Source organism: Pararhizobium sp. LjRoot235 (assembly GCF_964254145.1).
In the GTDB taxonomy this organism is placed as follows: domain Bacteria; phylum Pseudomonadota; class Alphaproteobacteria; order Rhizobiales; family Rhizobiaceae; genus Pararhizobium.
In genome coordinates, this window is the sequence record NZ_CAXUSP020000001.1 from 1,188,089 (window position 1) to 1,208,250 (window position 20,162).

20 protein-coding genes and 3 pseudogenes are annotated in these 20,162 nt (G+C 59.7%); 11 read left to right on the top strand and 12 right to left on the bottom strand.

The genetic code is table 11. The features are described from left to right. The first annotated feature begins 64 nt into the window (after nt 1-64). From ACSQ2Z_RS05665 to ACSQ2Z_RS05685, 5 genes are all read left to right on the top strand, one after another. Nucleotides 65-337 (top strand): integrase catalytic domain-containing protein, encoded by a 273-nt coding sequence (locus ACSQ2Z_RS05665; RefSeq protein ID WP_436080289.1) that lies wholly within the window; start codon nt 65-67, stop codon nt 335-337. 62 nt (nt 338-399) lie between these two features. Beyond that, the gene (locus ACSQ2Z_RS05670; RefSeq protein ID WP_436080290.1) at nt 400-594 is read left to right on the top strand and encodes a hypothetical protein; all 195 of its coding nucleotides are present in this window, start codon (nt 400-402) and stop codon (nt 592-594) included. Next, entirely contained in the window at nt 591-2,087 is a 1,497-nt protein-coding gene (locus ACSQ2Z_RS05675) for an NAD-dependent succinate-semialdehyde dehydrogenase (RefSeq protein WP_436080291.1), read from the top strand. Before ACSQ2Z_RS05670 ends, ACSQ2Z_RS05675 begins: the two co-directional genes overlap by 4 nt. Nucleotides 2,088-2,220: 133 nt before the next feature. Beyond that, entirely contained in the window at nt 2,221-2,574 is a 354-nt protein-coding gene (locus ACSQ2Z_RS05680) for a cupin domain-containing protein (RefSeq protein ID WP_436080292.1), read from the top strand. Between the two features lie 431 nt (nt 2,575-3,005). Then, complete coding sequence (locus tag ACSQ2Z_RS05685; RefSeq protein WP_436080293.1) at nt 3,006-3,620, top strand: GNAT family N-acetyltransferase; 615 nt, start codon at nt 3,006-3,008, stop codon at nt 3,618-3,620. 245 nt (nt 3,621-3,865) lie between these two features. Here ACSQ2Z_RS05685 and ACSQ2Z_RS05690 read toward each other — a convergent pair. From ACSQ2Z_RS05690 to ACSQ2Z_RS05715, 6 genes and pseudogenes are all read right to left on the bottom strand, one after another. Continuing rightward, nucleotides 3,866-4,047 (bottom strand): annotated as a pseudogene (locus ACSQ2Z_RS05690) (Tn3 family transposase); the annotation flags it as partial. 14 nt (nt 4,048-4,061) lie between these two features. After that, nucleotides 4,062-4,205, bottom strand: a complete 144-nt coding sequence (locus tag ACSQ2Z_RS05695) for a hypothetical protein (RefSeq protein ID WP_436080294.1) — start codon at nt 4,203-4,205, stop codon at nt 4,062-4,064. 27 nt (nt 4,206-4,232) lie between these two features. Further along, nucleotides 4,233-5,111 carry an ABC transporter permease gene (locus ACSQ2Z_RS05700; protein WP_436080295.1) on the bottom strand — a complete coding sequence of 293 codons (879 nt, stop codon included), beginning with the start codon at nt 5,109-5,111 and terminating at the stop codon, nt 4,233-4,235. Nucleotides 5,112-5,145: 34 nt separating this feature from the next. Further along, entirely contained in the window at nt 5,146-6,096 is a 951-nt protein-coding gene (locus tag ACSQ2Z_RS05705; protein ID WP_436080296.1) for an ABC transporter permease, read from the bottom strand. Between the two features lie 67 nt (nt 6,097-6,163). Beyond that, complete coding sequence (locus tag ACSQ2Z_RS05710; protein WP_436080297.1) at nt 6,164-7,834, bottom strand: peptide ABC transporter substrate-binding protein; 1,671 nt, start codon at nt 7,832-7,834, stop codon at nt 6,164-6,166. A 36-nt stretch (nt 7,835-7,870) separates the two neighbouring features. Next, complete coding sequence (locus tag ACSQ2Z_RS05715) at nt 7,871-9,535, bottom strand: ABC transporter ATP-binding protein (protein ID WP_436080298.1); 1,665 nt, start codon at nt 9,533-9,535, stop codon at nt 7,871-7,873. A gap of 234 nt (nt 9,536-9,769) precedes the next feature. Between ACSQ2Z_RS05715 and ACSQ2Z_RS05720 the strand changes: the two genes are divergently transcribed. Beyond that, nucleotides 9,770-10,438: a FadR/GntR family transcriptional regulator gene (locus ACSQ2Z_RS05720; protein WP_436080299.1), complete on the top strand. Its 669-nt coding sequence runs from the start codon at nt 9,770-9,772 to the stop codon at nt 10,436-10,438. On the opposite strand, the pseudogene ACSQ2Z_RS05725 reads toward ACSQ2Z_RS05720, so the two are convergent. Then, nucleotides 10,433-10,555, bottom strand: a pseudogene (locus tag ACSQ2Z_RS05725) (IS630 family transposase); the annotation flags it as partial. The gene ACSQ2Z_RS05720 and the pseudogene ACSQ2Z_RS05725 sit on opposite strands and share 6 nt — an antisense overlap. A gap of 153 nt (nt 10,556-10,708) precedes the next feature. Here ACSQ2Z_RS05725 and ACSQ2Z_RS05730 point away from each other — a divergent pair. The 5 genes and pseudogenes from ACSQ2Z_RS05730 to ACSQ2Z_RS05750 all read left to right on the top strand — a co-directional run bounded on the left by ACSQ2Z_RS05730 (nt 10,709) and on the right by ACSQ2Z_RS05750 (nt 14,302). Next, the gene (locus ACSQ2Z_RS05730) at nt 10,709-11,770 is read left to right on the top strand and encodes a homoserine dehydrogenase (protein WP_436082993.1); all 1,062 of its coding nucleotides are present in this window, start codon (nt 10,709-10,711) and stop codon (nt 11,768-11,770) included. Then, the gene (locus tag ACSQ2Z_RS05735) at nt 11,767-13,185 is read left to right on the top strand and encodes an aldehyde dehydrogenase family protein (protein ID WP_436080300.1); all 1,419 of its coding nucleotides are present in this window, start codon (nt 11,767-11,769) and stop codon (nt 13,183-13,185) included. The genes ACSQ2Z_RS05730 and ACSQ2Z_RS05735 overlap by 4 nt, the downstream gene beginning before the upstream one ends. Before the next feature lie 151 nt (nt 13,186-13,336). After that, nucleotides 13,337-13,540 (top strand): hypothetical protein, encoded by a 204-nt coding sequence (locus ACSQ2Z_RS05740; RefSeq protein WP_436080301.1) that lies wholly within the window; start codon nt 13,337-13,339, stop codon nt 13,538-13,540. A gap of 148 nt (nt 13,541-13,688) precedes the next feature. Further along, nucleotides 13,689-13,796, top strand: a pseudogene (locus ACSQ2Z_RS05745) (homoserine kinase); the annotation flags it as partial. Between the two features lie 62 nt (nt 13,797-13,858). After that, the gene (locus tag ACSQ2Z_RS05750) at nt 13,859-14,302 is read left to right on the top strand and encodes an Lrp/AsnC family transcriptional regulator (protein WP_436080302.1); all 444 of its coding nucleotides are present in this window, start codon (nt 13,859-13,861) and stop codon (nt 14,300-14,302) included. 365 nt (nt 14,303-14,667) lie between these two features. Here the strand turns inward: ACSQ2Z_RS05750 and ACSQ2Z_RS05755 are convergent, their stop codons facing one another. From ACSQ2Z_RS05755 to argE, 5 genes are all read right to left on the bottom strand, one after another. Further along, on the bottom strand, nt 14,668-15,711 hold the full coding sequence (locus ACSQ2Z_RS05755) for a tartrate dehydrogenase (RefSeq protein WP_436080303.1): 1,044 nt from the start codon (nt 15,709-15,711) through the stop codon (nt 14,668-14,670). Nucleotides 15,712-15,720: 9 nt separating this feature from the next. Then, on the bottom strand, nt 15,721-17,184 hold the full coding sequence (locus ACSQ2Z_RS05760) for an aldehyde dehydrogenase family protein (RefSeq protein WP_436080304.1): 1,464 nt from the start codon (nt 17,182-17,184) through the stop codon (nt 15,721-15,723). A gap of 234 nt (nt 17,185-17,418) precedes the next feature. Continuing rightward, nucleotides 17,419-17,772 carry a cupin domain-containing protein gene (locus ACSQ2Z_RS05765; protein ID WP_436080305.1) on the bottom strand — a complete coding sequence of 118 codons (354 nt, stop codon included), beginning with the start codon at nt 17,770-17,772 and terminating at the stop codon, nt 17,419-17,421. A gap of 28 nt (nt 17,773-17,800) precedes the next feature. Continuing rightward, complete coding sequence (locus ACSQ2Z_RS05770; RefSeq protein ID WP_436080306.1) at nt 17,801-18,724, bottom strand: 2-hydroxyacid dehydrogenase; 924 nt, start codon at nt 18,722-18,724, stop codon at nt 17,801-17,803. Between the two features lie 58 nt (nt 18,725-18,782). Next, complete coding sequence (gene argE, locus ACSQ2Z_RS05775; RefSeq protein ID WP_436080307.1) at nt 18,783-19,907, bottom strand: acetylornithine deacetylase; 1,125 nt, start codon at nt 19,905-19,907, stop codon at nt 18,783-18,785. Nucleotides 19,908-20,162 lie beyond the last annotated feature (255 nt).

Here is a 20,162-nt window from a genome sequence, read left to right on the forward strand (position 1 = left end):
AGCGCGCATGTTCGGAGACCCACCGTCTGCCGGGTCAAAGGTCACATAACGTCCGCAGGCGCCCGTGCAGGCCGCACCAGAGGTAGCCCGCTGGTCGCTGGATTTGGTCCATGACCAGTTTGCCTGTGGCAGGCGCTTCCGCATCCTCAACGTCGTCGACGACATGACGCACGAATGCCTTGGATGCGATCCCGGAGACGTCTATCTCCGGTCGACGTGTCGCCTGAGACTGACGACGCTGATCGAACGACGCGGCAAGCCCGGAATGATTGTTTCCGACAACGGGACCGACCTAACGTCGAATGCCATCCTTGCCTGGTCCGGGTCGCAAGGTTGAGTGGTACTATATCGCGCCAGGAAAGCGGTGCAGAACGGCTATGTCGAGAGCTTCAACGGCGCATGCGCGACGAGCTGCTCAACGAAGGCCTGTTCTTCGGCCTTGACCGTGCCCGTACCGCCATCGCCGAATGGGCGGCCCGCACTCGCAAAATTATTAATGCAACCAAATTGATCTGTATTGACACCAATTGCGAGACCAATTCTTATATTGATCACGTGTCAACCCTGATTGGTAGCGAACGGTGCTCAACATGAAATCAACTTCCGCACAACAAACAAACCCTGTAGCCTCTTCGGACGCGACTGCTGCAGTCCGCGATGCTCCTGCGCAACTGTTCATCGGCGGCGAATGGGTCTCTGCAAAAGAAGGCCGGACCTTCGAAGTGGTCGATCCCGCGACCGCGGGTGTAATCGCCACCGTTTGCGATGGCGATATCGCAGATGGAATATCTGCGGTCGACGCGGCGGAAAGGGCATTTGCGGCTTGGAAGGCGACATCTCCGCGGCGTCGATCCGACATTTTGATGAAATGCTTTCACCTTGTGCTCGAACAAGCCGAGTGGTTGGCACAACTGATCACCGTGGAAAACGGCAAGGCACTTCCGGACGCTCGGTCGGAGGTCGTCTACGCGGCCGAGTTTTTCCGCTGGTACGCGGAGGAAGCTGTACGGGCACCCGGAGAATTCGGATCGGCACCTTCAGGCGCCAATCAGATCATCGTGAACCATGAGCCAATTGGTATCGCAGTGTTGGTAACGCCTTGGAACTTCCCGGCAGCAATGGCGACCCGCAAAATGGCTCCCGCATTGGCCGCGGGCTGTACGTGCATCCTGAAGCCCGCAGCGGAGACCCCTCTGACGGCGCTGGCGATCGGCGAAATTATGCGGCAGGCAGGCGTTCCGGCTGGAGTGGTCAACATCGTGACAACGAGGAAAGCCGGCCCTGTCGTCAGCGCCATGCTGCATGACAAGCGGGTACGGAAGCTGTCATTTACCGGCTCCACTCGCGTCGGCAGGGCACTGCTGCGCGAGGCTGCCGATCAAGTTATCAGTTGTTCAATGGAACTGGGCGGCAATGCCCCCTTTGTCGTATTCGACGATGCCGACCTGGAGACGGCTGTCGCTGGAGCAATGGTTGCCAAGATGCGCAATGGCGGCGAGGCATGTACTGCTGCGAACCGCTTCTATGTCCAGAAGGGGATCCTAGGCAACTTCACGCGGCGGTTCGCGGAAGAGATGGCTGCACTCAAGGTCGGACCTGGGCTTGCTCCGAACACGCAGCTTGGGCCACTTATCACCGAGGCCGCGGTCGCAAAGGTGGAACGCCTGGTGGACGACGCCGTTGCCAAGGGAGCCCGCCTGATTACGGGTGGTAGCAGGTTGAACGGCGACGGATTCTACTACCCGCCTACCGTACTGGCCGACGTTTCTCCCAACGCCGAGATACTTGGCGAAGAAATTTTCGGGCCGGTTGCGCCAGTCGTTGCATTCGAAACTGAGGACGAGGTCGTCCACATGGCCAACGACACCGAATACGGACTGGTGTCGTATGTGTTTAGCGGCGACCTCAAGCGCGCGCTTGCGGTCGCCGGACGGCTGGAAAGTGGCATGGTTGGAATCAACCGCGGCGTCGTCTCCGACGCTGCCGCACCGTTCGGAGGCATGAAGCAGAGCGGTCTGGGCCGCGAGGGAAGCCACCACGGCATGCTCGAATATCTCGAAACCAAATACATCGCGGCAAGCTGGTAGGCGCCGGCAATTCTGACCGCTTCGTCCTCCTACCGTTATTGGCAGCCTTGTAAACGAGGCCAAAGCCAACTTGAATCATCTTGTCTAACGACGAGGCGGATTTGCTTTTACTCTGGAAAAAATGGAGAGCTAAATGTCACTACTTAAAACCATCGAGCCGAATCCTTCGTTCGAACCGAAGCACACGACTGCCGCGCCGGATCGCCTCATCGCTGGCGCCCCCGCTTTCAAAACCTGGGCGCAGGACAGCGCCAAAGAGGGTAGGGTCAATTCCGGTGTCTTCGAGGCCACTCCCGGCGAAACGCACTCTATCAAGGGTGAAACCTTTGAGTTCTGCCATATCCTGCAGGGAGTGATAGAGTTGACCGAGAAGGATAAGGCGCCGGTCATTTATCGCGCGGGCGACAGCTTCGTGATGAAACCCGGCTATGTCGGGGTCTGGAAAACGATCGAGACGGTACGGAAAATCTTCGTCACCGTCACTTAATCATTACACCGAACGAGACCGTTCCGACGCACATTGCCTCCTATTTTTTAAGGCGGGAACGGAGGGATCTGGCAGGAAGTCTGCCGGTCGGCAATGCCCGAAAATGGCTGGGCGGATTATTCGCTCAAGCGTCTCCTAAACCGAGCTCGTGCTTCCTGCAGTATGCCCATCAACAAAGAGCGTGCGCATCGCTGTGTCGCAGTACAGCCTGAGATCCCTTAGCTTCACCGCGGGACCGGGAAAACCTGCCGCTGTTGTTTCCCAGGTGAGCGTGGATACGAACGAAACAGATCAACCATGCAGACGGAAACGATCGCCCTCACGCCTTTCGAGGCTCACCATCTAGATGGTGCCGGCGCTGTCACGCGCAGCGGGCTGGGCGCGAGGGACGCGTTGCCCTTGTGGGTGACCGTGTGGTGGGCACGGCCCTCATGACTCCCTTCGGCGACATCTGTTCAGCCGTCAATATGATTATTGTCGACGAAAGCCAGCGCGGCCGTGGACTGGGAAGACAATTGACCACCGCCGTGATGGAACTCGCCGGGGATCGGGAATGCCGTTTGACGGCGACAAGTGACGGTTTACCTCTTTACGAAAAGCTGGGGTTCGTTGCAACGCATCAAATTGTCCGCCACCAGGGTGTTGTTGGTCGGGTCAATGCCCCTGAAAATGTTGGGTGGATCGGACTGGACGCCCTTCCGGCAATCAAAGCGCTCGATCGTGCGGCTTTCGGCGCCGAGCGCGATGCGCTTCACAGTGCGCTGGTGAAGGAGGGTACGTTTGCCGTCATCCGGAACGGTGACAATATCGTCGCCTTTGCGGCTGCGCGGCTGTTCGGGAAGGGCGAAGTCGTCGGGCCGGTCGTTGCAGCGAACTTCGAACAGGCGAGGGATTTGCTTGCCTTCATCCTCTCCGGCAAGGACGGTCGTTTCGTGCGTACATCCCGCAACAGAGCGGCCTGTCATCGTTGCTCGAAGACTGGGGGCTGCCTCAGGAGGGTGGAGTCGTTGCGATGGCTCGCGGTGCAAAAGGCCAGTCTCAAATAGCGGCAGTTCGAATTTTCTGCCTTGCGAGCCAGGCTATTGGCTGACTTTTTGGCTCAAAGTGCGATGCATTTCACGCTGAACGCCAAACCAGTGCATCTTATTGCCCCTGGGCGAGACACAAAATAGGACGTCCGTCCTTGGTCTCAGAGTAGGGACGACGCGGGAGGGGCGATATAATCGGTGAGACGTGAGGCAGGAGCCCGAACTCGATCTGCTCACCCTTGGCCATTTGCTCTGCGACGATACGACCGGTCCCGGATCTCGCCCCGCCTGTTGAAGTTGACCGCGCTCTTGAGGGCATGATGGGCCTCACCCTTGTTCAACCGACCTGCGCTCGACGCTGCAACCAGTCGAGCATGAAGATCGAACGCTCCAGACGCCCGACCTCTCTGAGCGCCAGAGAGGCACGACGGTTCTGACGGCTATACTGGCAGCGTTCGACTAGGCGGCGTAGGCCGGCCACGCGGTGAGGTGGGTGTGTTCGAGAGTGCCAGCATCGATGGCGGGCTTGCGCAGAAACTCCAGCCGGTCGAGGCGGCCATTCACCTCGTTGGAGTTGGAGCCGGCTCGAACTGACGCAACCACACAAAACGCCTGATCCGGCCATCTTCCTCAGGCGTGATCGCCGCGAACATCGAACGCGTCGCGCAGGCCGTCGCCAATGAAGTTGAAGCTGGTGACCGCGATGGTGATGGCGGCACCAGGAATGATCGCCAGCCAGGGCGCGCTGCCGAGATACTGCTGCGCGCCGTTCAGCATGTTGCCCCAACTGGGCAGCGGTGGCTGAATTCCATAGCCGAGGAAGCTGATATAGGCCTCCATGAGGATCGCCCGGGCAACGGTCAGGGTGGCCGCGACGATGATCGGACCGATGGCGTTGGGCAGGATCTCGCGGAACATGATATGTGTCCCGCTTAGCCCCAGCATGCGCCCGGCCTGGACGAACTCGCGCTCGCGAAGCGAGCGGACCTCGGCCTCGACAATCCGGGCAACCTCCATCCAGCTGGAGACGGCGATGACAACGGTAATCATGATCGGGCTGGGTTTCAGTGCTGCGGCAAGCGCCAGCACCAGGAAGATCGACGGGAAGGACAGAAAGCCATCGACCGTGCGCATCAGCGTCATGCCGAGCCAGCCGCCGCGGTACCCGGCGACCACGCCCACCAGCGTTCCGATCAGCGTCGACAAGAGCATGGCGGAAAAGCCGACCAGCAGCGAAATCCGTCCCGCCATGAAGAGCCGTGCCGCCACGTCGCGCCCCAGCGGATCGGTGCCCAGATAGTGACTGCCGCTCAAGGGGGGAGCAAAACGGGCGCGCAGATCGATATAGAGTGAATCATAGGGCAGCAGGTGAGGACCCAAGACACACGCCAGCGTCAATGCGGCGATCATGACCATCCCGAGCAGAGCCAGATGGTGGCTCATGAATCGGCGTGCGGTTCGGCTGTTCCACCAATGGTCCAGGCTCGAATTTGCGGCGATGGCGGTCATAATGATGACTCCTGTTGAGCGTCTCAGGACGCGCTTAACTCAAACGGATACGGGGATCGATGACGGCGACGGCGATGTCGGCGATGAGATTGCCCAGGATCACAAGGATGGCCGAGAACATCAGCAGCCCCATCACCACCGGATAGTCGCTGTAGCCGAGGCTATCGAGGAACAGCCGGCCCATTCCGGGCCAGGTGAACACCGTCTCGGTCACCAGGGCGCCCGTCAGGACGCTGGGAAGCTGCACTCCCGCCAGCGTGATCATTGGCAAAAGGGCGTTGCCGACGACATGCTTCATCAATATCCGCCGCTCGCTCAGGCCCTTGGCACGCGCCGTCTTGACGAATTCCTGGCTGATGACGTCAAGCGTCGCGGATCGCATGTAGCGGCTCCAGATGGCGACATGGACCAGCGCCAGCACGATGCTCGGCAGGATCAGGTGATGGATGTAATTCAGCGCCGAGCCATCCCCGATCGTGTACATGTTGCCGGCCGGCAGCCAGCCCAACTGGAGCGAAAAGACGTAGATGCCGACAAGCCCGAACCAGAAGGTCGGGATCGACAGCGCCACCATGGCGCCGACCGTCCCCAGATAGTCGAACACCGAATACCGGTGCGTGGCGCCACGGATGCCGATCCACGTTCCGACGGCGATCGCGATGACCGTGGAAGACCCCATCAACAACAGCGTCGCAAAAAGGTGCCGGCCGATCACGTCCAGAACCGGCGCGCCGTCGCGGAAGGAGTGACCCCAGTCACCCTGCACAAGGCGCCAGGCCCAGTCCAGATATTGCATCCACAGCGGACGGTTGAGCCCCAGTTGCTCTTTGAGACGGTCGAGATCATCCTGGGTCATGCTGGGATCAAGCCCAAATTGCGCCAACGGGCCACCCGGGATCAGGTTCAGGACGACGAACCCGATGACCGAAACGATCAGGAGCAGGACGAGGCTCTGGGAGAGCCGGTTAAGTAGGAAGCCACGCATTCAGCTCTCCTCATGACAGCGTCAATGGATGGGCCGCCGCCGCAACGCGCGACGGCGGCGGCGTAGGTCAGCTCTTCCAATGCCATCCGGCGGCATGCCAGGATGCGACGCGGGCGTTGGAATTGGCCTCGAAACCCTCGAGCCCTTCCTTGCGGCCGAACACGTTGGTGTAGGCAAACAGCGGCAGGAAGGGCAGGTCCTGACGGACGATTTCCTGCACCCGAAGATAGATGGCGCGCCGTGCTTGCGGGTCGAAGGTGCGGGCACCTTTTTCGAGCAGCGCGTCGACCTCGGGGTTGGAGTATTGGCCGGTGTTCGAGCCCTTTCCGCCCTTTGCAACAATTGCGCTGGTGTGCAGGCGGTTGGTGACGTCGGGGTCGGCCGCGATGACATAGGTTACACCGGAAATTGCCGAATCGAACTGCGACTTGAGCCAGAAATCGCCCCACATGACCGCCCCTGGCAGGTTCGATATGGTCATCTCGACGCCGATTTCGGCGAACGTCTGCTGCAGGAACTGCTGCACCTGCTCACGCAGGTTGTTGCCTGAAGTCGTCGAGTTGGCGAACGACAACCGAACGCCGTCCTTGGTGCGGATTCCATCCGGACCCGGTACCCAGCCGGCTTCGTCGAGGATCTGGCGCGCCCGGTCGAGGCTGTACTCCTGCGCCGGCAGGTCCGGATTGTAGTAATAGGAATTCTGCGGCATGAACGTCTCGGTGAGGGCGTGGATCCCGTAATAAATTCCTTCGAGGATCGCTTTCCTGTCCATTGCGGCGTAGAGCGCCTGGCGCACCGCCGGATCCTTGAATTGCGGCTTCTCAAGATTGAGATAGATCGACTCGACCGAGGCCCCCGGCTCCAGGGTCACCACATGACCCGACAATTTGCTGGCTTCCTCGTAATGGTCGGCGGTTATGTATGCCTGGTCGACAAGGTCGATGTCGCCGCTTACAAACTGGGTGTAGAGCACCGTCATGTCAGGAATGTATTTGAGGACGAGCCGCTCGATATATGGACCTTCGCCGAAATATTCCGCATTCGCGACGAGTTCGATATGGTCGCCGGCAATGCGCTGCGCCCATTTGAATGCGCCGGTGCCGACAGGCGCCTGATTGAAGGCGGCGGCGTTGGGGTCGGCCTCTTTTTCGAGGATGTGCCTGGGAACCATGAAGGTTTCGGCGAGAAACGACAGGTATGGAGCAAAAACGCTCTCCATCCGCCAGGTGATCTCGGTCGGCGAGACCACCGTGATATCGCGCACCAAGGAATGGCCGCTCGTGCGCCACGCGCGGAATTTCGGATTGGTGATGAGTTCGAGAGTGAACTTCACATCCTCGGCCGTGAAGGGTTCGCCGTCGTGCCAGCGGACGTCGTCACGCAGACGAACACGCCACTGCAGGCCGTCCTGCGAAATGCCGCCGTTCTTCTGTGTGGGCACCTCGGCTGCGAGATTGGGCTGAAGAACGCCCTTGGGGTCCATTCGAAAGAGCGCATCGAACACCGAGAAATGCAGTGCATCGTCGACCTCGGTATGCGCCATCAGCGGGTTGAAGACGGTCGGTTCCTGCGAAAGCCCGACGACGACGCGGCCGGTCGGAGTTGTTGGAAGGTCTTGCGCAAAGGCAGGTTTGCCGAACAGGTTGGGTGCGGCAAAGCAGGCGACGCCGCCCGCTGCCATCAGGCGCAGCGCGTCGCGTCGCGAGTAGGTCGATCCGGTCGTGAAATCCTTGGTCATAATGTCTTCTCCCTCGTGGCGATAAGCGCCGTAGCCTCAACAGTTCGCAGCAATCGGCCGGGTGCTCCTCGGCCGCTCTCCAGGAATTGCCGCCACCAACTCACGCGTGTAGGCTGATTGCGGATCCAGGAAGATTTGAGATGGCGGACCGTGTTCGACAATCCGCCCTTTCTGCATCACTGCGATTTCGTCGCAGATCTGGCTGGCGACGCGCAGATCATGGGTGATGAAGATCATCGATACGCCGGTCTCTCGTTGGATTTTGTCGAGCAGCTCGAGAATCTGAGCCTGGATGGACACATCGAGAGCAGAAACTGCCTCGTCAGCCACCAGCAGTTTTGGTTTGAACATCAAAGCCCGGGCGATGCCGATGCGTTGGCGTTGCCCACCGGAGAACTCGTGCGGATAGCGGCCGAAGGCGCCGGCATCGAGGCCGACATGGGACAGCAACGCTCGTGCCTCCTCACGTGCCTGGGAATAGGACATCCCGTGCGCGACGGGTCCCACGGTCAGGATTTGCCCGATGGTCGAACGCGGGTTCAGCGATGCGAAAGGGTCCTGGAAGATCATCTGGATTCGAGGCCGCAGCGGACGGAACTCGGATTCCGAAAGCTTGGCGATGTCGTGGCCCTCAAACAGGATTCGACCGCCGTCGCTGTCCTGGAGCTTGATCAAAAGTCTTCCCAGCGATGATTTGCCGGAACCGCTCTCGCCGACAACGCCGAGCGTGCGCCCATGCGCCAGGTCGAACGAAACATCGTTCACCGCAGGCACGACACGCTGGCTGCCGAACAGCGCGCTGCCGCTGCGATATGTCTTGGCCAGTCCCTCGACCTTCAGGATCGTCGCCTTGCTGACGGTCTCCTCAGGGAGACGATCCTCGCCGGTCAGGCGCGGGACGGCCGCGATCAGGCGCTTTGTATAGGGATGGGTGGGTGATTTCAGGACCTGCTCGGCGCTGCCTTGCTCGACGATGCGCCCCTTCTCCATGACCACGACACTGTCCGCGATCTCTGCGACGACGCCGAAGTCATGGGTGATGAACATCACGCTCATGCCCTTGCGACGTTGAATGTCCCGGATCAGCTCGAGAATCTGCGCCTGCGTCGTGACGTCGAGTGCTGTCGTCGGCTCGTCGGCGATCAGGACACTCGGTTCGAGCGCCAGCGCCATGGCGATCATCACGCGCTGGCGCTGGCCGCCGGAAAGCCGGAACGGGTATTGGAAGTACATGAGTTCCGGATCGGGCAGACCCACCTCAGTCAGCAACGCGACGGCCCGGCTGCGCCGCGATGCCTTCGTGCCAACCCCATGGGCGGCCATGGCTTCGGTAATCTGTTCGCCCACCGTCATCAGGGGGTTGAGCGCCGACAGCGGATCCTGGAAAATCATCGATACGACCCGGCCGCGCATATCCCGCAGCTTTTGCGGCGATGCGCCGATGATCGCCGTGCCGTCAAGATGAATGGAACCCGACGAGACCGGGATTGCCTTCGGCAAGAGCCCCATGATCGTATTGGCCGTTACCGACTTGCCTGAACCAGACTCGCCGATAATGCAGAGGATCTGACCCCGCTTGAGATCAAACGAGATGTTCTCGACGGCATGAGCCCGTTCCATGCCTTGCGGCAGGTCAACTGTCAGGCCGCGCACCGAAAGTGCCGCGTCGTCTACCAGTATGGGCTTCGTGTTAACGGCCATCAAGGCTCCTCCTCTTCAACGGCGCCGGTAAATCTGCTGTGGATTACGACTGCTCAATTGCGCGTCGCCATCCGACAATTGTCCAGAAAGCAGGTGCGCAGCATCATTCCCTTCACGTCCATCACCGTTCGCTACCAATCGGGGTTTAACACGCGATCAATATAGGATTGGTCTTGCCATTGGTGTCAATATAGATCAATTTGGTTGCGTCAATAATTTTGCGAGGGTTGGTTCATGAGCGTCGTATTGAAGGATTTCATCGAGGCGGAAGGTCTGGAGCCCGGGGATCGATTACCGCCTGAGCGCGACCTGGCGCTCAAACTCGGGCTGCCCCGCACCGCACTTCGACGGATGCTGGCTTCTCTGGAGAAGGAGGGCCGGCTTATCAGGCATGTGGGCAGGGGGACATTTATTGCTGGCAGCGGCGTCAGCTCGACAGCGCTGCGTCGCCCGCCAGGCAGTACGGGAGACGCGTTGCGCACCTATCCGGCCGAAGTTTTCGAGGCCCGGCTTATCATGGAACCCAAGATCGCCGCCTTGGCGGCGTTACGGGCGAGCAGGCAGGAAATCGACGAAATGCAGAAATCGATCGATCGGGGCAGCGCGGCGGAAACCCTGGTGGAATTCGAGAAATGGGACGCTGTCTTTCACCGCATCATCGTCGAAGCCGCCCGCAATGGTCTTCTCGCCTCGCTCTATGAGGGTATTCACGTAGTACGGGCGGGAAATCTCTGGGGGAAAATGAAGGAGCAGTCATTAACCCCTGTGCGCATGAAGGCCTATATCGCGAAGCATCAGGCCATTCTTGACGCCATCAAAGATCGGGACAGCAGGGAAGCCGAACTAAACATGTACGACCACATTGTCGAAGCCAGAACAAACATACTTGGCCCAAATACCTGAGCAGCCGGCCATCTTTGTGGATGCCGCAGTCTCGTCGATGAAGGTCAGCCTCGCGGGATCGAAATCGAATTGGCCATCGAACCAGACCATGCGGCGACGGACGACGTCAGGGCGCTCACCGAGGCCTATCTCCAATTGTCCCGAAAGACGAAATGCCAATTCGATACAGCGAATGAGCAGAATGCTCAGCTCTTTGGTTCATTTGCATCGTTCCCGCTGAGTGGTCCGCATCGGAGAATGGCAAACAGAAATCTGACCGGAGGACCCCTCATGACAGTCTACAGAATCGCACTTATCGGGTTTGGCGGCGTCAACCGCGCTTTGGCCGAACTCATTGCCGCGAAAAACCAGCTCTGGGAGCGCGACCTTGGCTTTCGCTTGAACATTGTTGCAGTCAGCGACCTATATTTCGGTTCGGTGATCTCCCCGAATGGCCTTGATGCCAAAACGCTCGTTGAAGCAAATTTCGCCAAAGGCGGCTTCGGGCAGCTCTCGGGCGGCAGCTCCGAAGCAGACAATGAAACCATCATCAAGAACGCGCCTGCCGACATCATCGTCGAGGCAACCTTCACCAATCCCAAGGACGGTGAACCCGCTGTCTCCCATTGCCGCTGGGCGCTGCAGACCGGCAAACATGTTGTCACCACCAACAAGGGTCCCGTGGCCTTTGCTGCTCAGGAGCTCAAGGCCCTGGCGAAAGCGAACGGTGTTGGTTTCGAGTATGAAGGCTCTGTCATGAGCGGCACGCCGGTCATCCGCATGGCTGAAAAAACTCTCGCCGCTGCTGAAGTGAACGGTTTCGAAGGCATCCTCAACGGTACCTCCAATTTCGTTCTGGGCCGCATGGAAGGCGGCCTGGATTTCGCCTCGGCGGTTAAAGAAGCGCAGCAACTAGGATACGCCGAAGCTGATCCGACTGCCGACGTCGAAGGTTTCGATGTCCGCCTCAAGGTTGTGATCCTGGCAAACGAGCTGCTGGGGGCGAACCTTAAGCCTGAGGATGTAACCTGCAAGGGTATTTCAAATCTTTCACCCGCCGACATCGAAGCTGCCGCGAAGGCGCATAGCCGCTGGAAGCTGATCGGCTCTGCGGTTCGCAGCGACGACGGCAGGGTGGCCTGCAGTGTGTCGCCGAAGCAGCTCTCGCTTGATCATCCTCTGGCTGGCGTCAACGGAGCGACCAACGCGGTGTCGCTAAACACCGAGCTGCTCGGTTCAGTCACGATAACCGGTCCGGGCGCAGGTCGCATTGAAACAGCTTACGCATTGCTCTCGGACATTGTTGCCATTCACAATGCTCATTCTTCGGTCACCGCGAAGGAGGCTGCATGATGCACAATCTTGCTTTGAGCGAAACGGCTGCAGCTGACGAGATTGTCGTCACCAATCCTTTCGACGGATCCATCGTCGGACGGGTCACAGAGACAACTGCCGCACGCCTGCAGTTGCTCCTGGAGCGGGCAAGGCGGGGAGCGCAGGATGCAAAATCTCTATCCCGTCACAAGCGCTCGGCAATTCTTGAGAAAGCGGCGGCCACAGTCGAAGCGCGTTGCGAGGAGTTCGCACTTCTTATCGTCAAGGAGGCCGGCAAGACGATCACTCAGGCCCGGAAAGAGGCGACCCGTTGCGTCAATACGCTGAAGCTTTCCGCCGATGAGGCCAGGCGCAACGCCGGCGAAGTGATCCCGTTCGACTCTTACGCCGGATCAGAGGCTCGCCAGGGCTGGTACACGCGAGAGCCTCTGGGCATTATCACCGCCATTACCCCCTACAACGACCCGCTGAACCTTGTGGCTCACAAGCTTGGCCCGGCAATCTCCGGCGGCAATGCTGTTTTGTTGAAGCCATCGGAGCTCACGCCTCTTTCCGCAATCAAGCTGGTAGATGTACTTGTCGAAAGTGGTCTGCCCGACGAGGTGATCACCGTTGCGATTGGCGGCTCGGACCTTGCGAAGGCTCTCGTTTCGGCAAGAGATGTTCGGATGATCTCCTTCACTGGCGGTTTTGCCACAGGCGAGGCGATCGCAAGAAATGCGGGCATCAAAAAGCTTGCCATGGATCTTGGCGGCAATGCTCCTGTCATCGTCATGGAGAATAGTGACTTTGATGCCGCTGTCGACGGCTGCGTATCCGGAGCCTATTGGGCAGCCGGTCAAAACTGCATCGGAACGCAGAGGATTATGATCCAGCGCTCCATCTATGAGCAGTTCAGGGCCAAGTTCGTCGCAGACACAAAGAAGCTAAAGACCGGTAATCCGCTCGACGCTGACACCGATGTCGGTCCCATGATTTCGGGAAAAGCGGTCGGCAGAGCCGCCGCGATGGTCGACAGTGCGCTCGGTGCTGGCGCGACGTTGCTTTGCGGCCACAAGCCGGCTGGCAATCTCTACCCGCCGACGGTCTTGGAGAATGTTCCGGCGAGCTGCGACGTGTGGAACGAAGAAGTGTTTGCTCCGATCGTGATCCTCCAGCCGTTTGATGAGCTGGCTGAAGCGATCGCGATGGCAAATAGCTCCGAATACAGTCTTCACGCCGGCATTTTCACAAATGACCTTGAAGGAGCTCTGGATGCGGCCAGCAAGATCGATGCTGGCGGAGTCATGATCAACGACTCGTCCGATTATCGCTTCGATGCGATGCCGTTTGGTGGCTTCAAATACGGCAGCATGGGACGTGAGGGCGTGCGTTTTGCCTATGAGGACATGACGCAGCCGAAGGTCGTGTGCATCAACCGGCTGAAGCGATAACCGCCATCCCTTCTTCTCAGCAGCCCATCAGCGCATTCGGGAGTTGACAGATGTTCAAAGGGTCCATCACCGCGTGCGCGGGCCAACTGCAATTGAATGCTGGAGCCTGTCATCGGCCTCAACATCATCCACGCGGATGTTGACGAGAGGGATGGAAATTCTTAAGCAGCGTTGCATCGACGGTATCGCGGTCGATCTGGATCGTTGCAAGGCGCGTCGGATACAGCCGGCTTATCTGTCCAAGAAGGCTTTGGCAGGAAAAGGGAGTTGTGCGAAGTTGTCGAAGATAAAAATCGACCAACTTTTTGCCGGCAGCGCGGGGTTTGCAGACTTCTCGCCGAGTTCTTCAACTTAACAAGGACATGAAGAATGGCTGTTTTTACTGAGTTGTCTGATGAAGATCGGCCACAAACGACGCGAACTCCGCCAAGTGTGCAAGTCTTGGCCGCGTGATGGCACAAATCCACACCATCTTGGAACGGAGCCCAAAGCGGGCAATTGCGGGGTTAAACTTCAGGCTGCGCCAAGACGACGTCCTCATCTCGGAAGTCGCTGACGTGTTGGTTGGCTGGGCGAGCCAGACCACCGGCGCTCTCGACCCGGAGCGGGCGTGGCTTGCCTATAAGTCAGTTGACCCATATGTCGTAACCTATGATCCCGGCTCCACGCGATCATGAAATATCTCCTTGACCGAACCGATGAGCAGATACTCAGCGAATTAAAGGCCAACGCACGCATTTCGCACGCTGAGCTTTCTGCCAAGGTCAACTTGTCGCGCAATGCAGTGCGGGTCCGTGTTGAGCGGCTTGAACGCGAAGGGTTCATCAAGGGATACACCATCGTTTCTGGCGAAGGTGGCAGCAAACAGCATGTCACGACGGCGCTGATGTTCGTTTACCGCCATGATCGAATGAGGGGTGGCGACGTCATTCAGGCGCTGCGCAAAATCCCGGAAGTCATTGCGTGCGACGTACTGACCGGTGACTTTGATCTCGTTGTGCGAGTGGAATCGCCCGAGGCCGACCGCATCCGCCAGATATGGCAGCAGATAGCCGAATTACCGGGCGTGCGCGACACGCTGACTGCTTTCGCCCTCTCCTCTGTCATCCGCAGGTGAGGAAAGCGGACGTCGCGATCTCCTCGAACCGAATCCCGCAGGATCAGAAACGACCTCCCGCCAAGGTAGACGCAAAAGGCACCAACGATACCGCCTCCAATCACGACCGCGTCAGCATTGTCATGCAGAGCCTGGTTTGGTTCTATTTTCTGAAGCGGGGGCATGGAAAATCTCCAGTTCTGACGGTCAATCTACTCCTCGGCCCGAGAAGACGTGGCTGGAATTTGGCGGTGGAATCCGCTTGTCGCGCTTTAGAAGGTACCGGGGCGTGCAGCGATGTCCTCGATCGATTTCGCGGGTTGTGCGCGTGTCAGCAGCTCCTGAACTGCGATATTTCAACTCGTTCATTGTGTCCTCTTCTCTTGTCAGCCAAGCGCCGAAAGCACGGCTGTGGTGATTGCTTCTGTTTTGTCCTTGCCGGGGATGGCGCCGATGCCGCGCGCAGTCGTCGCCTCGATCGCGGCCATGACGTTGTCAGCGGCGGTTTTCTCTCCCAGATGCTCCAGCATCATCGCAGCCGACCAGATGGCGGCGATCGGGTTGGCAATGCCGAGATGGGCGATGTCTGGCGCCGAGCCATGGACGGGTTCGAACATCGACGGTGCCGAGCGGTCCGGATTAATATTGGCGGAGGCGGCAAAACCAAGCCCGCCCTGAATGGCGGCGCCAAGGTCTGTGAGGATATCGCCGAACAGATTGGAGGCGACGACAACGTCGAGGCTTTCCGGCGCCATGACCATGCGCGCGGCCATGGCGTCGATATGATAGCTCGTCACCGCGACATCGGGATACTCAGGCGCAAGCGCCTGCGTGATCTCGTCCCAGAACACCATCGAATATTTCTGCGCATTGGACTTGGTGACGGAAGCGAGCTTTCCGCGCCGCGCGCGCGCCTGCTCGAAGCCGAAGCGCAGGATGCGCTCCACGCCCTTGCGGGTGAAGATCGAGGTCTCGATCGCCACTTCATTGTCAGCACCCTGATGAACGCGGCCGCCGGCGCCGGAATATTCACCCTCGGTGTTTTCGCGGATGCAGAGAATGTCGAAACCATTGGCTTTCAGCGGTCCCTGAACGCCAGGCAGCAGCCGGTGCGGGCGGATATTGGCATATTGCACGAAGGCCTTGCGGATGGGCAGGAGCAGCCCGTGCAGCGACACCGAATCCGGCACTTTTGCCGGCCAGCCAACTGCGCCGAGCAGGATGGCGTCGAAGGTCTTCAGCGTGTTGATGCCATCGGCCGGCATCATCGTGCCATGTTGGAGATAATAGTCGCAGGACCAGGCATAGCTGGTTCCGGCCAAAGAAAAGCCGCCTATATCGGCTGCTTTTTCCAGCACCGTCCAGGCCGCATCGGTGACATCGCGGCCGATGCCGTCTCCAGGCAGAAGGGCAATCTTGTAGGTCTTCATGGTCAATCCCTAGAGGCTGATGAGCACACTCTTGCTCTTGCGGTTGGCGAGATAGGCTTCACGTCCGAGGTCCTTGCCGATGCCGGATTGCTTGTAGCCGCCGGTCGGCAGGATGTGATCGCGCGAGCGGCCATAGCGATTGACCCATACCGTGCCGGCCTGCAGGCGCCGTATCAGGCGGATGGCCCGGGAGAGGTCGCGGGTGAACAGGCCGGCTGCGAGCCCGTAGGTCGGGTGGTCGGCCAAAGACAACGCTTCGTCCTCGTCCTCGAACGTCTGGATGGTCAGCACCGGTCCGAAAATTTCTTCAAGCACGGCGGGCGACGTTGCCGTCACGCCGGAGATCAGCGTTGGCGCGTAGAAGTAGCCTTCACGGTCGAGGCGCTTGCCACCCGCCAGGCATTCGGCGCCGCCTTCGACGGTGGCGCGGACGATGCTGTCCATGCGGCCGATCTGCCGTTCGGAGATGATTGGCGAATAATCCGTGGCCTCGTCCCAGGTCGGACCGGGACGGATTGCCGCAAGCCTGGCGACAAGAGCCTCTGTCAGCGCATCCGCCACCTTTGCCTCGACGATGAGGCGCGATCCGGCCACGCAGGCCTGCCCGGCGTTGGCAAGAATGCCGGTTGCGATTGCCCGGGCCGTCATATCGAGATCGGCATCGGCAAAGACCAGTTGAGGGCTCTTGCCTCCAAGCTCCAGTGTCATCGGCTTGATGCCGGTCCGGGCGATATTTGCCATGATGGCCGAGCCTGCGCCGGTCGAGCCGGTGAAGCTCACCTTGGCAATGCCGGGATGGCCGGTGATTGCCGTCCCCGTTGTTGGACCGTCTCCCAGAACAATATTGATGAGACCCGCAGGCAGACCGGCCCGCACCGCGAGTTCGGCAAGATAGAGCGTTGAAAATGGCGTCATCTCGGAGGGTTTCAGCACGACCGCATTGCCGGCGGCGAGTGCGGGGCCGAGCTTCCAGCCGGCCATCGACAACGGGAAATTCCAGGGCGTGATCGCGCCGACGACGCCATAGGCCTCGGTCATGATCATGCCGAGACTGTTGCCGTCGGTCGGGACGAGGTCGCTGCCTTCCTTGTCGGCAAACTCGGCGAAAAAGCGGATCTGTTCCGCGGTCGCTGCAATGTCACCGGCGATCAGGTGTCCCACGGGACGCGTGGAGCCAACGGCCTCCAACCTGGCAAGCGGAACGACCTCCTGTTCAATCAGATCGGCCCATCTTTGCATGAGTCGGGTGCGCTCGCGGGGGCGCAAGGTTGCCCAGCCGCTTTCCTTCAGGCTCCGATGGGCCGTCTCCACCGCCTGATCGACGATACCCGCATCGGCAATCGGGCAATCCCAATAGACCCTCGCGTCAGACGGGCGCTCGATCGGCAATCGGCCCGGCGCGTCGACCAGCCGGCCGCCGATGAAGTGCCCCTTCGGCAGTGAAAGCGAATCCGGGTCGAAGCTGAGGGTCATGACAGGTCCTTGCGATAGGTTTGCACAAGATTAGCTTCGGATCCCCCGCATCATGCGTTGACTGGCGTCTGCAGACGGACGAAAACGCCGTTTTACCAAGTCCCGCCAGCTGAATCTTCGGGGGCAGCAGCACGACAGTTGCCTTATCGGGGAGTAACGAAGACGCGGCGGCGCGACGCATGAGCACGCGCGGCCGCCGGAGGTTACAAAGCGAGCGCGGCCCTCAGGATCGTGTCACATGATGGTGACGTAGATCTTGCGGACTGTCTCGATGGTCTTCCACACGCCGACAAAGCCGGGCTTCATCACGAAGCTGTCGCCTGCCTTGTAGAGCGTCGGCACCCCGTCGTCGGGCGTGATCTCGACGATGCCGGACAGGATGTGGCAGAACTCAAACGTCTCCCCCTTGATCGAACGCGTCTCCCCTGGCGTCGCTTCCCAGATGCCAGTGTGGATCATCTCACCGCGGGTTACGTCCTGCGGCCAGGTTTTGAAGGATGGGTCGCCGCTGATGAGGCGTTCCGGCAAGGGCTTCGATTCCCGCGGCGTGGCGGCAGGATTGGTGTCGATGGTTTTCAGCAGAGTCATGGATAACCTTTCTTGGTTGACTGTCAGATCAGTAGCCGCGGGTCCGATTGACCAGGCCGATCGGACAGAGACCTGTGCGGTGGCGCTTGATGTTGTCGATGACGGCGCTTGCCGCCGTTTCCGCCTGGGTGACGCTCGCGACATGGGGGGTGAGGATGATCTTCGGGTGCGACCAGAAGACATGGCCGGGCGGCAACGGCTCCGGGTCCGTTACGTCGATCACCGCACTCGCCAGATGGCCACTGTCAAGTGCTTCGACCAGAGCGGCATGATCGAGCTGTGGGCCGCGTCCGGTGTGGATGAGACTGGCACCAGTCGGCAGCATGGCGAACAGGTCCGAATTCAGGAAACCGCGCGTTTCTTTCGTCAATGGCAGCAGACAGACCAGAATATCGATGTCCCTTAGAAAATCTTGCAACCCGTCTTGTCCGCTATAGGTGGCCACACCTTCGATCTCGCGACGGCTGCGGCTCCAGCCGGACAAGGCAAATCCAAAAGGCTTCAGGCGATCGAGTACTGCACTGCCCAGTGCGCCCAGGCCGAGAACGCCGACCGTCCGGTCGGCTGCCTGCGCCTGCGGAATGCCTTGCCATTTCTGGTTTCTCTGTTGGAGGAGATAGGCCGGAAGATTGCGGTGCAGCGCCAGCACCGCAAGCATCACATATTCCTGCATCATGCGGATGATCCCATCCTCGACCATGCGCACCAGCTTCACGCTCTCCGGCAGGCGGTCGATCTGAAATTGATCGACGCCGGCGCCGATTGAAAAGAGGATCTCCAGATTGGAGTAACGGTCGAGGTCGTCGGGCACCGTCCAGGTTATCACGTAACGGACGTCGTTAGGTTCGACGGTTGCCGGGTCCATGGAAAAGGGAAGGTCCGGAAGCGCACGGGCAAAAGCTTCCCGGAAAATAAGACCGCGTTCGGCGTCGGAGTTGAAGAGCAACGTCATCTGTATTCTCTCGTTAGATTCGCTGTTGCATCCGCACCTGTCACCGTATGCGCCTTCTTCATCTGGAAAGCCGCACGCCGAGCGTTTCGATCATGGACTGGCAGGCGATCAACTCATCCACGAGAATGAACTCGTCCGGCCGGTGCGCGCGGGAGATATCGCCCGGGCCACAGATAATCGCGTCGATCCCAGCCTCCTGATAGAGACCGGCTTCCGTTCCGTAGCTAACCGCCGCAAGCGGCTCCTGCCCCGTCAATTCCCTGAGCAGTTGCGCGAGTGGTGCATCAGTCGCAAGCGACAAGGCTGGATAGGCGCTCATCAGATCCCAGTTTACCTGTAGCCCCCGGCTTCGCAGGCTCTCGGCCTTTTCTTTGATCGGGGCGAGCAGTGCAGCGGGGCAAACGCCGGCAATGGCGCGCGCTTCAAGTTCGGCGACGCACACATCCGGGATGATGTTGACGGCCTGTCCGCCCTTGACCGTACCGACCTGGAGGGAGGAGTAGGGGGGGTCGAAAGCCGCATCGAAAGGACCAAGTGCAAGACGTCCGGCTCCGGCGGCTGCGTCTATCAACACCTCCGCCATGGCGTGGATGGCATTCAAGCCTTGATCGGGTCGCGAGGAATGGCCCGACCGGCCGCGGATTTCAACGCGCGCTGCAGCCTTGCCCTTATGGGCGCAGATCGCGCGCATGTTGCTCGGTTCGCCGATAATCGCGCCTTCGGGCTTGGCGCAGAGTTCGGGAAGACGCTTGATCAAATGCGGCACGCCCCGGCAGCCCGCTTCCTCGTCGTAGGAAAAGGCAAAATGGATCGGTTGCGAAAGTTGCCTTGATGCGAGTACCGGCAAGGCGGCGAGTGCTGCTGCAAGAAAGCCCTTCATATCCGAGGTGCCGCGACCGTAGAGATGATCAGCCTGCGCGCGCAACTCGAAGGGATCCGATGACCATTCCGGTTCTTTGGCCGGCACCACGTCCATGTGGCCCGAAAGGATATAGCCGGGGACGCTCTTCGGACCAATCGTTGCGAAAAGGTTCGAGCGATCGCCTTCCGGCCCCGGAAGAATGGTCACCTCTTGATTGAACCGCGCGACATAAGCGCGAATCCATTCGACGATTGCGCCGTTCGCCTGGCCAACGACGGAGGGAAAAGCCACCAGCTGTTCGAGAATTTCAACGGCTTGCATTATCTGAACCTGGACGTGAGGGCTTCTCTGGGCATTGATAAGCATCCTGCGGGGACATGCAGATTGCTTTGGATCAAAGCTTAGTGGCTTACGGCCGGATTGCGTGCCGAAAGCGGGCCCATTTTCAGTATATTGTTCCGAAGGGCAGGCTATCTCGAGCAATTCCTATCGGCCGTTTCACTTCCATGCGCGATGAGACTCACGGCGCGCGACGCGGTCTTCCCGCTCTGCCGAGCAAACAACGAGTTTGAGGGT

Coding starts and splice junctions, on each gene's coding strand:
- ACSQ2Z_RS05670 (WP_436080290.1), top strand. CDS start 400: ATGCGCGACGAGCTGCTCAACGAAGGCCTGTTCTTCGGCCTTGACCGT.
- ACSQ2Z_RS05675 (WP_436080291.1), top strand. CDS start 591: ATGAAATCAACTTCCGCACAACAAACAAACCCTGTAGCCTCTTCGGAC.
- ACSQ2Z_RS05680 (WP_436080292.1), top strand. CDS start 2,221: ATGTCACTACTTAAAACCATCGAGCCGAATCCTTCGTTCGAACCGAAG.
- ACSQ2Z_RS05685 (WP_436080293.1), top strand. CDS start 3,006: ATGACTCCCTTCGGCGACATCTGTTCAGCCGTCAATATGATTATTGTC.
- ACSQ2Z_RS05700 (WP_436080295.1), bottom strand. CDS start 5,111: ATGACCGCCATCGCCGCAAATTCGAGCCTGGACCATTGGTGGAACAGC.
- ACSQ2Z_RS05705 (WP_436080296.1), bottom strand. CDS start 6,096: ATGCGTGGCTTCCTACTTAACCGGCTCTCCCAGAGCCTCGTCCTGCTC.
- ACSQ2Z_RS05710 (WP_436080297.1), bottom strand. CDS start 7,834: ATGACCAAGGATTTCACGACCGGATCGACCTACTCGCGACGCGACGCG.
- ACSQ2Z_RS05715 (WP_436080298.1), bottom strand. CDS start 9,535: ATGGCCGTTAACACGAAGCCCATACTGGTAGACGACGCGGCACTTTCG.
- ACSQ2Z_RS05720 (WP_436080299.1), top strand. CDS start 9,770: ATGAGCGTCGTATTGAAGGATTTCATCGAGGCGGAAGGTCTGGAGCCC.
- ACSQ2Z_RS05730 (WP_436082993.1), top strand. CDS start 10,709: ATGACAGTCTACAGAATCGCACTTATCGGGTTTGGCGGCGTCAACCGC.
- ACSQ2Z_RS05735 (WP_436080300.1), top strand. CDS start 11,767: ATGATGCACAATCTTGCTTTGAGCGAAACGGCTGCAGCTGACGAGATT.
- ACSQ2Z_RS05740 (WP_436080301.1), top strand. CDS start 13,337: ATGGAAATTCTTAAGCAGCGTTGCATCGACGGTATCGCGGTCGATCTG.
- ACSQ2Z_RS05750 (WP_436080302.1), top strand. CDS start 13,859: ATGAAATATCTCCTTGACCGAACCGATGAGCAGATACTCAGCGAATTA.
- ACSQ2Z_RS05755 (WP_436080303.1), bottom strand. CDS start 15,711: ATGAAGACCTACAAGATTGCCCTTCTGCCTGGAGACGGCATCGGCCGC.
- ACSQ2Z_RS05760 (WP_436080304.1), bottom strand. CDS start 17,184: ATGACCCTCAGCTTCGACCCGGATTCGCTTTCACTGCCGAAGGGGCAC.
- ACSQ2Z_RS05765 (WP_436080305.1), bottom strand. CDS start 17,772: ATGACTCTGCTGAAAACCATCGACACCAATCCTGCCGCCACGCCGCGG.
- ACSQ2Z_RS05770 (WP_436080306.1), bottom strand. CDS start 18,724: ATGACGTTGCTCTTCAACTCCGACGCCGAACGCGGTCTTATTTTCCGG.
- argE (WP_436080307.1), bottom strand. CDS start 19,907: ATGCAAGCCGTTGAAATTCTCGAACAGCTGGTGGCTTTTCCCTCCGTC.